Raw genomic sequence first — 11457 nt, forward strand, 5'->3', positions numbered from 1 at the left:
GGGTGATGCGGTCGCCATCGACGGCGTCTCGCTTTCACCCGCCACGCTCCTGGCGAAATTGAACGATCTCGGCCGCGACAACGGCATCGGCCGCCTCGATCTCGTCGAGAACCGCTTCGTCGGCATGAAGTCGCGCGGCATGTATGAGACGCCCGGCGGCACGATCCTGCACGCGGCGCACCGGGCGATCGAGTCGATCACGCTCGACCGGGGMGCGGCCCATCTCAAGGACGAGATCATGCCGAAATATGCGGAGCTGATCTATAATGGCTTCTGGTTCTCGCCTGAGCGCGAGATGCTGCAGGCGCTGATCGACAAGAGCCAGGAATTCGTCGCCGGCCAGGTTCGCCTGAAGCTGTACAAGGGCGGCGTCCACGTTGTCGGCCGCTCCAGCCCCTATTCGCTCTACGACCAGGATCTGGTGACCTTCGAGGAGGGCGCAGTCGCCTATGATCACCGCGACGCGGCGGGCTTCATCCGCCTGAACGCGCTGCGCCTGCGGACACTCGGCCAGCGCAAGAAGAAGCTCGGTCTCTGATCGGGCTTGTCCCTCACGCGCTGCGGCGTTCACCGCTGCAGCGCGGACCGGACCGCGCGATGAAAGAGAACGGCTCGGTCGCGCGCGAAACCGATCAGGCTGGCTGAGCCCGATCAGAGCGAGGCGCCGATAGTCTTGATCAGTCAGCGGCCGGGCCGAGCGTCCCGGCCCTGATCAACGAGGCTTGCAACAGCGTCAGGTGCGCCAGCGCAAACGCTCGGGTGCCAGCGTGTTCTGAAATGCCACGCCCGTGCGCCGGGCCGCGGCATAGTCACGCTTCAGCCGGAAATACCATTGCGCCAGCCGGTCGGCCTGACCCATCAGCAGCATTGTCGGCTTGCGCTCGAGACCCTGCTGGGCAAGTTCCAGGATATCCTGGTCCTGACGCAGAAAGGCCCGGGCGGCCCAGCGGATCGGCAGGGCCAGCGGCACCAGTTGCGGCAGGTCGGAGAGCAGCACATTCGTCAGCAGCGTCCGCTTCGCATCGATCGGCGTCGCGAAGGTCGCGTTCACGATGGTACGGTTGCCCACGGTGATCCGCTCGATCCGTTGTCCCGGCAACAGGAAATCCACTTCGGTCTGCGGCCGGCCGAGCAACCGATAGCCCCTGGAGTTCGCCGCTGCCCTATGGGCCGTCATCCGGAAGCCAAATGGCAGAGGGGCGAAGTCCTTGGTCTTCTCCCGCGCCGTCGCGGTTGGCCGCCACCACCAGGAATTATGGACGTAGCCGACATGGCCAGGATCGATCAGGCTGAGCACGCATAGATCGTAGGAGGCCTCGACCAGCACGGAAACGGACACGCGGCACCGCGGTACGCGCTGCAGCATCAGCTCGGGAACCGGCGGGGCCTCGGCCGGCTGCGAGCCCAGATAGACCCAGATGATGCCGTCCGCCTCTCGCACCGGAAAGCCCTGGACCCTGACCTGTCCGGGATCCGTCGCATCATCATGAACCAGGGTCGGCATTGCCAGGCACTGTCCGTCCGTGCCGAAGCGCCAGCCATGGAAGGGACATGTGAGAGCCACCCCGTCGAATTGTCCTTGCGATAGCGGCGCGCCCCGATGCGGGCAACGATCACGCAAAGCGAAGACTTCACCGCTGCGCCTGCGACCGATCACGATCTGTTCGCCAAGGATCGTCACGCTCTCGCGGGCGCCGGGAGCAAGTCGTCCCTTGCTCTTGGCGCAGTACCAGGCTTCGCGTGGCGGCTCGCGAAACTCGCTGGCCGCCGGCACCGCCTGCGCCACAGCATCGATCGGCGGGATCACTGAAACTGTCATTCGGGACCTTGGGTATCCTATGCCGCGCCGAAGGCTGGCGGCTCAGGCTCAAGGTCGACCTGGGGATTGCCGGTGCATTGCAGGCTGGTCTCGAAACGCACTGTCGCGCTCGGGGTGCCGGTTCGGATGCTCCCAAGGGCACTCGCGCCGGCGCAGCTAGAGCATCGGCCCAAAAAGTGGATTGCGGTTTTCGGGAAAAGCCGATGCAAGCACAGGTGACCTAGGCCGCGCAGATGAAGTGGCCGAGCTTCGTCACGGCTTGTCGACGATCCAGGTATGGGGCCGATCGCTGCCCTGCGCGAGCTCCTCGTGCCAATCACCCCGGGCATCCTGATAGACGATGCCGTCGGTGACGCCTGGTCGCTTCTGGCGGGCAGCGGCCTTGTTGGCCGCCTTGAGCGCGGCGTCATGCGACCGGAAGGTCTCGGATAGCGCACCGCCGACCTTGTAGGCCCAGCCGCCATCGTGCTCGACGATCTCGTACTTCACCATGACCATGGCCGTCCTCCGAGGATCACAAGCGGAACCGCCGGACGCCCCTCGGGTTCCACCGCCTCGAAGATAGTCCGAGCCGGCCCGATGATGAAGACCCAAATCGGCTTCGGCTACTCGCCGTTACCGCTATCAGCCGCGCGCAAACCTTCGAGCACCGGCATCGAGGTGACGTGATAGCCGGCATCGACATGATGAACGTCGCCGGTCACGCCGCCCGACAGATCCGAGAGGTAGTACAACGCCGAGCCACCGATCTCCTCGAGCGTCACCGACTTGCGCAAGGGCGAATTGGCCCGCTGCCATGAATACATGGCGCGCGCATCCGAAATGCCGGCGCCGGCAAGCGTGCGCACCGGCCCGGGCGAGAGTGCGTTGACGCGGATGCCGCGCGGACCGAAATCGGCGGCGAGATAGCGCATGCTCGCCTCGAGCGCCGCCTTGGCCACACCCATCACATTGTAGTTCGGCATCACCCGCGTCGATCCGCCATAGGTCAGCGTGATCATGCTGCCGCCTCTGGGCATGCGCTCGGCGGCGCGCTTGGCGGCTTCCGTGAAGGAGAAGCAGGAGATCACCATGGTGCGCGAGAAATTCTCGCGGCTGGTGTCGGCATAGAGGCCCTTGAGCTCGTTCTTGTCGGAGAAGCCGATGGCGTGAACGATGAAATCGAGCGTGTTGCGCTCGGGATCCCCACCCCAGGCCTCGTCGATCGCAGCGAAGGCGCCATCGACGCTTGCGATATCCTCGACATCGCAAGGCAGGACCAGCTTCGATCCGATGCTCTCCGCCAGCGGCTTCACGCGCTTGCCGAGCGCTTCGCCCTGATAGGTGAAGGYCATCTCGGCGCCATGGGCGTGGAGGGTCCGCGCAATGCCCCAGGCGATGGAATTCTGGTTGGCGACGCCCATGACGAGGCCGCGCTTGTTATGCATCAAGGGGAGCATGGGATGACTCTATTCGGGTCTTGGAAGGGTACTTAAGCAACAGGAAGTAAGACTGGATCAGGCGGGTAGGCTTGGCTCTTGCTACAGATGCTTGGCGATGGCTGCGGCCGTCGCCTTGGATGATGCCAGCGGCACGATCTCGAAGCGCGCGAGATCGCTCCATTCCAGCACCCATTCCTGCAGCACCGCGACATCGTCGCATTCCATCACCTGGAAGCAACGCGCCAGGTCTGCCTGGATCCAGCTGTCCACATAGCGCAGGCCATCGGGCATCATGCGGCCACGCTCGTGGAAGCGACGATAGATGTCCTTCACCCGCGCCTGGTCGAAATGCTCGATGACCATGAACAGCATGGAGGCTCAGACCTCCAGCCGCTTCATCACGATGGTCGCATTCGTTCCGCCGAAGCCGAAGGAATTCGAGAGCACGCAACCAAGGCCGGCATTGTCGATGCGCTTGCGCACGATCGGCATGTCGGCAAAGGCGGGATCGAGCTCCTCGATATGGGCGCTTTCGCAAATGAAATCGTTGTTGAGCATCAGGAGCGAATAGATCGCCTCCTGAACGCCGGTCGCACCCAGCGAATGGCCGGTCAGCGACTTTGTCGCCGAGATCGGCGGGCTCTTCTCGCCGGCGCCGAAGACCTCGCGGATCGCCTCGATCTCCTTGGCATCGCCGACCGGGGTCGAGGTGCCGTGAGGGTTGATGTAGTCGACCTTGGCCTTCACGCCCTGCAGAGCCATCCTCATGCAGCGCACCGCGCCCTCACCGGAGGGGGCCACCATGTCGTAACCGTCCGACGTCGCGCCATAGCCGACGATCTCGCCATAGATGCGTGCGCCGCGCGCCTTGGCGTGTTCCAGTTCCTCAAGCACCACCACGCCGGCCCCGCCGGCGATGACGAAGCCGTCGCGCCTGACGTCATAGGCGCGCGACGCCCGTGACGGCGTCTCGTTGAAATTGGTCGACATGGCGCCCATAGCGTCGAACAGGACGGAGAGCGTCCAGTCCAGTTCCTCGCAGCCACCAGCGAAGATCACATCCTGCTTGCCCCACTGGATCAGCTCATAGGCATTGCCGATGCAGTGGTTCGACGTCGCGCAGGCCGAGGAGATCGAGTAGTTCACGCCCTTGATCTTGAACCAGGTCGCAAGCGTAGCCGACGCGGTCGAGGACATGCCCTTGGGCACCGCAAACGGGCCGACCTTCTTCGACGATCCGCTTTCGCGGGCCTTGTCATAGGCGTCGATCAGGGCGCGGGTCGAGGGACCGCCCGAGCCCATGACGATGCCGGTCCGCTCATGGCTGATCTCGCCGGCCTCGAGGCCGGCATCCGCAATCGCCTGCTCCATGGCAACATGGTTCCAGGCGGAACCGCCGCCATGGAAGCGCATGGCGCGACGGTMGACCACGCTGGCGGCGTCGAGTGTCGGAGCGCCGCCGACGCGGCTGCGGAAACCATGTTCCGCAAATTCTGGCATGAAGGCGATGCCGGATTTGGCCTCGTGCAGCGAGGACAGCACTTCCTGCGTATTGTTGCCGATGGACGAGACAATGCCCATCCCTGTGACCACAACGCGTCTCATGCTCGTTTCTCCGGCTTTCTCGTCACGGACCGGACCTCGCGGAGGTCCGGTCTATCTTCTCAATCACGCGCAGATGGACCGCTCAGACGGCGAGCGCAAGGCCGGTGCGCGGTTTTACTCAGGCGCCTTCAGGCTTGAACAAGCCAACGCGCATATCTGAGACCGTATAGATTCGCTTGCCATCCGCCTCCAGCCAGCCGTCGGCGATGCCGAGCACAAGCTTGGACTTGAAGACCCGCTTGAATTCGACGCCGTAGACGACCTGCTTGACGCTGGGCAGGACCTGGTCCGCGAATTTCACCTCKCCGACGCCAAGTGCCCTGCCCCGGCCCGGCAGCCCGAGCCAGCCGAGGAAGAAGCCGGTGAGCTGCCAGAGCGCATCGAGCCCGAGGCAGCCCGGCATCACCGGATCGCCCTTGAAATGGCAATCGAAGAACCAAAGATCCGGCCGGACATCGAATTCGGCGCGCACGAAGCCCTTGCCATGAGGACCACCATTCTCGGCGATCTCGGTGATGCGATCGAACATCAGCATCGGCGGCAGCGGCAACTGCGCATTACCAGGTCCGAAAAGTTCCCCGCGACCGCAGCTGAGGATCTCCTCGTAGCTGAATGACGACTGACGCTCCATACTGCCCCGCTCCGTATCGACCGTTTGGCCAAGCCCTATCCGGCATTGGCGATGGTCATGTGCTCTCGGAGCCGTGCGTAACACGGGCCTGCGCCGAAACGAAAGGGCGCAACCCGGGTCTTCCGCCCGAAAGATCGGCGATCACAGGCTGCGCAAGCCTTGCCAGGCCGTCATGGCGGCCACCAGAACAAGCAACGCACCGACCGCACGACCAACCAGCATGGTTGCCTGGCGGTTGCCCGCAAGCACGGTGCGGCTGCCTGCCGCAGCGAGTGCGAGCGAGCCGTAGACCGCAAACTGCGTCCCGGCGATGATCAGACTCAGGATCGCGGCCTGCAACCAGATCGCGCCCGCCTCCGGCCTCAGGAACTGCGGGAAGACGGCCAGCATGAAGAGATAGGCTTTCGGATTCAGCAGATTGGTCAAGGCCCCCTGCCGGAACGCTGTCCAGCTATTGCAACGCCGCGTCTCCAGGACCGGCGCGAAGGATGCGCCTCCGCGCAGCAATGCAAKGCCGATCCAGGCGATATAGGCCGAGCCCAGCAGCAGCATGACGTCGAAGGCCATCGGCACGAGCCGAAGCACCGCACTCACGCCCAGGACACCCACCACGACATGGCAGATGCCGGCCGCGATCACTCCCGCCGTCGCATAGAGGCCAGAGCGGCGCCCACCGGCGAGCGCGTTCGCCAGCACGAAAGCCATATCCATGCCCGGCACGATGACGATACCGAAAACCAGACTGAAGAAGAGCCAGAGATGTACGGTCTCGGACATGGCAGCCTCCGAACCATCAGCCGCGATCATGCGTGGAGAGGCACCCGAATCCTGTCAGGAGGCTGGCGGAAGCTTGCGAGGGCGAAAGCAAGGCCTTACATCTCATCTAAACTAGGCGCCGCATCATCGCGGCACGCCGATCACTGCAAACCAGAAGGACCGAGCCTGCGCATGAGCGATCTGATCTCCCAGAACCAGGGCTACGGATCGAGCGATCGGCAGGGCTGTCCGTTCCATGACGTACGCCAGCGGCTGCGCCGCGTCGGGCTTCGTCCGACACGGCAGCGCGTTTCGCTCGGTTGGCTGCTGTTCGCCAAGGGCGACCGGCACGTCAACGCCGAGATGCTCTATGAGGAAGCGATGAAGGCGCGCGTGCCGGTGTCGCTTGCGACCGTCTACAATACGCTGCACCAGTTTACCCAGGCCGGCCTGCTGCGCGAGCTCGCAATCGACGGCGCCAAGACCTTTTTCGACACAGACAATAGCGACCACCATCATTTCGTGGTCGATGGCGAGAATACGGTGATCGATATTCCAGCCTCGGCGGTCGACGTCGCTGCTCTGCCGGAGCCTCCGACAGGTTACGAAATCGCTCGCGTCGATGTCGTCGTGCGTTTGCGCAAGATCGCCGGCTGACRCAACGCGTCCAGCCTTCACTCACAGGATGCCTATGCTGCGAGCCCTCTGCGCGGGCATTGTTGCGTCGCCAGGAGACCATGCGTGACCAATGAGCCGAGCAAGGCCCTGATCTCCCGCCGCAGTCTGACCGGCCTCGTGGCCCTGGCGCTGGTCACTCCCGCCGGAAGCGCGATCGCCTCGCCGATGACATTGCGTGGAACGGTGTTCTTCCGCGAGCGCATCGCGCTGCCACGGACGGCGATCGTCGAGGTCCGCCTGCTCGATGTCTCGCTGGCCGACGCGCCCGCCAAGACGATTGCCGAGACACGCCTTCGGGCGCGCCGCAATCCGATCCGTTACACGCTGCGTTTCGACCGCGCGCTGATCGAGCCGCGCTGGACCTATGCCCTGCAGGCGCGCATCACCGACGGCGAGCGCCTGCTGTTCATCAACACGACCCGCCACACCGTCTTCGACGGCGGCCGCAACGACACGACGATCCGGGTCGAACATGTCGCCCGCGACCAGGCTGAAGCGCCGCGACCAGCCACGCCGGTCGGGCGCTGGCTCGCCGAGGATATTCGCAGCGGCGGCGTGATGGACCGGCTGCAATCGGTGCTTGAGCTCGCGGCGGACGGCAAGGTCAGTGGCACGGGCGGCTGCAACCGCATGAGCGGCAGCGCTAAGATCAGCGGGCCCCAGATCGCCTTCGGCCCGCTCGCCTCCACGCGCATGGCCTGCACGCCGGCTGCGATGAATCAGGAAAGCAAGTTCTTCGCAGCGCTGGAAGCCGCTCGCGGCTGGCGCATCGACCAGCGCCAGGACAAGCTCGTCCTGCTGGATGCGGGCGGCTCGCCGATCATGCGTCTCGCCAGGATGTAGCGCGTAAAGGGATCAGTCGACCTTCTCGTTCGGGTAGACCCCCCAGAGACGCTCCTGCTTGATATAGCCGTTCATCTTGGCGACGCCGACGCGGCACCAGGAATTCGCGCAGTTCACCACATTGACGATCACGCCCGGCTGCAGACGGGCGGTCACGGCCGATCCGGCGTCGGCGTTCGCATGGAGCGTGAAGACCTCGTCCTTGACCTTCGACCAGGGGGCGACAAGGGCCGTGCGCCGCCCCGAGAGCAGGCTGTGAAGCACCCAGCCCTCCGAGCCGTCGGCATCGCGCACGCGGCGCCAGGTCTCGAATTCGGCGGTGATCTCGACGGGCAGACCCGCACGCTGGAACACCCAGCTCGTGCGATGCTCCTTGGAGGGGCCTTCGCGCAGATTGACCCGGTCCGACTTCAGACTGACATAGCGCGGGATCGGCAGCCCGGTCACGGAACCGGCCGTMATGTCCTGGGCGAGAACAGCCGAGCCTGAGCCGAGATTTGCAAGCATTGCCGCCGCCAAAACCAGGCTCCGCATCATCAGACCGCTCATCCGCACCATCTCCGCATCATGTTCGTGCTCCGCCATGGTCCGGGTACCCGGCGAAGGGTCATGTTGTCATCCGACGCGCCGCCTTCTAGACACGAACCAGCGCGTGAACACGTCGTTCTCATTCCTGATACGCCTTAGTTAATGGCGGGTTGAGGCGGAACGGCGGCGTTGTCGCAGGGCTGCGGGGAGAGGAGCCGTCAATGACGAAGAAGAAGCCGCTGGTCGTGGTCACACGCAAGCTGCCGGCCGTCGTCGAAACGCGCATGCGCGAGCTGTTCGACGCCCGTCTCAATATCGATGACGCCCCGATGAGCCAGGCTGCGCTGGTCGAGGCGGTCAAGACCGCTGACGTGCTGGTTCCGACCGTGACCGACCGGATCGATGCCGGGATCATCGCCCAGGCTGGCGATCAGTTGCGCCTGATCGCCAATTTCGGCAATGGCGTCGACAATATCGATGTCGCCAGCGCCGTGCAGCGCGGCATCACCGTGACTAACACGCCAGGCGTGTTGACCGACGACACGGCCGACATGACGATCGCCCTCATCCTGGCCGTGGCGCGACGGATTTCGGAGGGCGCCCGCATCATCTCKGACGACGAGTGGGGCGGCTGGTCGCCGACCTGGATGCTGGGCCGGCGCATCACCGGYAAGCGCCTCGGCATTGTCGGCATGGGCCGGATCGGCCAGGCGGTGGCGAAGCGGGCCGCGGCCTTCGGCCTCTCGATCCATTATCACAACCGCCGGCGCGTCGATGCGCGCATCGAGGAGGCACTCGACGCGACCTACTGGGATTCGCTCGACCAGATGCTGGCGCGGATGGATATCGTCTCGATCAACTGCCCGCACACACCGGCGACCTATCACCTGCTCTCGGCCCGCCGTCTGAAGCTGATGAAGCCCGACGCCATCCTTGTGAACACGGCGCGCGGCGAAATCGTCGACGAGACGGCGCTTGCGCGCATGCTGGAAGCGGGAGAACTTTCCGGCGCCGGTCTCGACGTGTTCGAGCACGAGCCCGCCGTGAACCCGCGCCTGCTCAAGCTGGCCCGCAGCCACAAGATCGTCGTGCTGCCCCATATGGGTTCGGCAACGCATGAAGGCCGGGCCGATATGGGTGAGAAGGTCATCGTCAACATCAAGACCTTCATGGATGGTCACAAGCCGCCGGACCGCGTGCTGCCGAGCATGCTGTAGGCGACGGCCCGATCGGGCCAGAACAGCTCCCCAGGATCCGCTTGGTCCACCCAATTGAAGGCAAGGTCAGGCTGCAGCAGCTCGCTCAGCCGGAGGAAGCCGGCATTCCGACAGGCTGGCGAGATCGTCGAGATCGGCCGCGTGCTTGCGTCCCCAGTCGCATAGGGACCGGATGATCGGCTCCAGGCTGTGCCCGAGTGCGGTCACGGAATAATCGACGCGCGGCGGCACTTGCTGAAGGATCTCGCGATGGACGAGCCCATGCTCTTCCATCTCGCGCAATTGCTGGATCAGGACCTTCTGGCTGATCCGCGGCATCTGCTTCTTCAACTCCGTGAGACGCCTCGGCTGATCGAAGAGCTGGTAGAGGATGATCGCCTTCCAGCGTCCCGCAATCACCTTCAGCGCGCGCTCGACCGGCTGTACCGGCAGGCGCTTCATCGGATCGGCCATGGTTACCTTCCGGTCTGTAAGAGACAAATCGGTGTGTAGTMGTTGGACCGCATCATAGCCCAGAACGCCCGGCAGGATCATTCACTGTCGCGAGGCGCCCATGAAGGCCATCCAGATCAGCCGCTTCGGCGGCCCCGATATGCTCATACCCACCGACGTCGCGAAGCCGCTCCCCCGCCCCGGCGAGGTGCTGATCCGCGTCCGCGCAGCCGGGGTCAACTTCTTCGAGACGCTACAGAGGCAGGATCGCTATGGCGCGACGCCCGTTCTGCCCATGATCCCCGGCGTCGAGATCGCCGGCACGATCGAGACTCTCGGCGAAGGGGCCTCCGGCTTTCAGCGCGGCGATCGGGTCGCCGTCCCGCTCTTCGCGGCCGGCATCTTCTCAGGCGGCTACGCTGAATATGTCGCAGCCGATGCGGCTCACGTCGTTGCGCTCCCCCCGGGCCTTCCGTTTGAGACAGCCGCGGCCCTGATGGTGCAGGGCCTGACAGCCCTCCATCTCTTTCGACAGGCACAGCCTGCGGGCAAGACAGTCCTGATCAATGCCGCAGCAGGGGGCGTCGGCAGCCTGCTCGTGCAGATGGCCAAACATGCAGGAGCGAAGCGTGTCATCGCGGCAGCAAGCTCGCAGGACAAGCTCGCCCTCACCCGGGACCTCGGGGCCGATGCGGGCGTCGATTACACGCAACCCAATTGGGGTGTTCAGGTCCAGGCCGCGACCGGCGGCGCGGGGCCCGACATCATCTACGAATCAGCGGGCGGAAAGATTGCGGTGACAAGTCTGGAGCTGCTCGCTCCCTCTGGCTGGATCGTCCTCTTCGGAGCGCTGAACACCCGGGATGCTGGACTGGACATGTCCCAGTTGCAGAAGCTCATCTCCAGCAATCAATTGCTTGCCGGTTTCAGCCTGCTGCCGCTACTGACCGCCGAGAACGTCAAAACCGACCTCGCCATGCTATTCGGCCTGGCCGAGCGTGGCGAGCTCACCGTGCTTTCCGGCGGCAGCTTTCCCCTGGAGCAGGCGGCCGCGGCGCATGAAGCATTGGAAAGCCGGCGTTCGGCCGGCAAGATCGTGCTGGTGCCCTGAGCGAAGCGAGGCCAAGAGCATGCCGCGAAAAGTGGCAACGGTTTTTCGCATAAAGCATGCTCTAAACTATGAGAGTCGATCACGCTGTGGAGCGTCAACAGGTTGTCCTCGTCGCGAGCGAGTCTGCTGATGGGTGTCTTGGCCTGGATTCCGCCGTGGGGGCGATGCCAATTGTAATGATGGAGCCAGCGCGGCAGCTCTTCGGCTCTGCGCTCTGAGTGGGGATAGGGTCTGGCATAGGCCCATTCGCGTAGCGCCGTCTGGATGAAGCGTTCGGCCTTGCCGTTGGTCCTGGGCGTGTAGGGCCTGGTCCTGATCTGGCGCAGGCCGAGCTCGCGGCAGGCGTGGCGGAAGGCATGGGCTTTGTAGCAGGGGCCGTTGTCGGTCATGACGCGCGCGACGGAGACGCCGAGGCC

At 64.5% G+C, this 11457-nt stretch carries 14 protein-coding genes and 1 pseudogene; 5 read left to right on the top strand and 10 right to left on the bottom strand.

Features of this window, described 5'->3' with window-relative positions; all coding sequences use genetic code 11:
• Positions 1–538: adenine nucleotide alpha hydrolase family protein (locus AC1DJT_RS27485; RefSeq protein WP_476835279.1), on the top strand; the 538-nt coding region annotated here is incomplete at its 5' end.
• Between the two features lie 195 nt (positions 539–733).
• Here the strand turns inward: AC1DJT_RS27485 and AC1DJT_RS27490 are convergent.
• The 7 genes from AC1DJT_RS27490 to AC1DJT_RS27520 form a co-directional block, all read right to left on the bottom strand.
• Positions 734–1819: a Rieske 2Fe-2S domain-containing protein gene (locus AC1DJT_RS27490; RefSeq protein ID WP_441507296.1), complete on the bottom strand. Its 1086-nt coding sequence runs from the start codon at positions 1817–1819 to the stop codon at positions 734–736.
• Positions 1820–2071: 252 nt separating this feature from the next.
• Positions 2072–2317: a DUF2188 domain-containing protein gene (locus tag AC1DJT_RS27495; protein WP_069877761.1), complete on the bottom strand. Its 246-nt coding sequence runs from the start codon at positions 2315–2317 to the stop codon at positions 2072–2074.
• A gap of 107 nt (positions 2318–2424) precedes the next feature.
• Positions 2425–3258 (bottom strand): enoyl-ACP reductase FabI, encoded by an 834-nt coding sequence (gene fabI, locus AC1DJT_RS27500; protein ID WP_476835280.1) that lies wholly within the window; start codon positions 3256–3258, stop codon positions 2425–2427.
• 81 nt (positions 3259–3339) lie between these two features.
• A complete protein-coding gene (locus AC1DJT_RS27505) occupies positions 3340–3612 on the bottom strand; it encodes a DUF3303 domain-containing protein (RefSeq protein ID WP_069877763.1) in 273 nt (90 codons plus the stop codon).
• A 6-nt stretch (positions 3613–3618) separates the two neighbouring features.
• Positions 3619–4845 (bottom strand): beta-ketoacyl-ACP synthase I, encoded by a 1227-nt coding sequence (fabB, locus tag AC1DJT_RS27510; RefSeq protein WP_476835281.1) that lies wholly within the window; start codon positions 4843–4845, stop codon positions 3619–3621.
• Between the two features lie 118 nt (positions 4846–4963).
• On the bottom strand, positions 4964–5476 hold the full coding sequence (fabA, locus tag AC1DJT_RS27515) for a 3-hydroxyacyl-[acyl-carrier-protein] dehydratase FabA (RefSeq protein WP_043231524.1): 513 nt from the start codon (positions 5474–5476) through the stop codon (positions 4964–4966).
• Positions 5477–5617: 141 nt separating this feature from the next.
• Positions 5618–6253 carry a LysE family translocator gene (locus AC1DJT_RS27520; RefSeq protein ID WP_476835282.1) on the bottom strand — a complete coding sequence of 212 codons (636 nt, stop codon included), beginning with the start codon at positions 6251–6253 and terminating at the stop codon, positions 5618–5620.
• Between the two features lie 171 nt (positions 6254–6424).
• Between AC1DJT_RS27520 and irrA the strand changes: the two genes are divergently transcribed.
• Both irrA and AC1DJT_RS27530 read left to right on the top strand, forming a co-directional pair.
• Positions 6425–6889, top strand: a complete 465-nt coding sequence (gene irrA / locus AC1DJT_RS27525) for an iron response transcriptional regulator IrrA (protein ID WP_069877765.1) — start codon at positions 6425–6427, stop codon at positions 6887–6889.
• Between the two features lie 84 nt (positions 6890–6973).
• Positions 6974–7753: an META domain-containing protein gene (locus AC1DJT_RS27530; RefSeq protein ID WP_441507298.1), complete on the top strand. Its 780-nt coding sequence runs from the start codon at positions 6974–6976 to the stop codon at positions 7751–7753.
• Between the two features lie 12 nt (positions 7754–7765).
• On the opposite strand, the gene AC1DJT_RS27535 is transcribed toward AC1DJT_RS27530, so the two are convergent.
• On the bottom strand, positions 7766–8311 hold the full coding sequence (locus tag AC1DJT_RS27535) for an SH3 domain-containing protein (RefSeq protein ID WP_476835283.1): 546 nt from the start codon (positions 8309–8311) through the stop codon (positions 7766–7768).
• Between the two features lie 191 nt (positions 8312–8502).
• Between AC1DJT_RS27535 and AC1DJT_RS27540 the strand changes: the two genes are divergently transcribed.
• Positions 8503–9498: a 2-hydroxyacid dehydrogenase gene (locus AC1DJT_RS27540; RefSeq protein WP_113517994.1), complete on the top strand. Its 996-nt coding sequence runs from the start codon at positions 8503–8505 to the stop codon at positions 9496–9498.
• A 66-nt stretch (positions 9499–9564) separates the two neighbouring features.
• On the opposite strand, the gene AC1DJT_RS27545 is transcribed toward AC1DJT_RS27540, so the two are convergent.
• Positions 9565–9951: a winged helix-turn-helix transcriptional regulator gene (locus AC1DJT_RS27545; protein WP_441507299.1), complete on the bottom strand. Its 387-nt coding sequence runs from the start codon at positions 9949–9951 to the stop codon at positions 9565–9567.
• Between the two features lie 100 nt (positions 9952–10051).
• On the opposite strand from AC1DJT_RS27545, the gene AC1DJT_RS27550 reads away from it, so the two are divergent.
• Positions 10052–11041 (top strand): quinone oxidoreductase family protein, encoded by a 990-nt coding sequence (locus AC1DJT_RS27550; RefSeq protein WP_441507300.1) that lies wholly within the window; start codon positions 10052–10054, stop codon positions 11039–11041.
• An 83-nt stretch (positions 11042–11124) separates the two neighbouring features.
• Here the strand turns inward: AC1DJT_RS27550 and AC1DJT_RS27555 are convergent.
• A pseudogene (locus tag AC1DJT_RS27555) lies at positions 11125–11457 on the bottom strand (integrase core domain-containing protein); the annotation flags it as partial.

The sequence above is a fragment of the Allobosea sp. 05T422_2 genome, assembly GCF_056396265.1.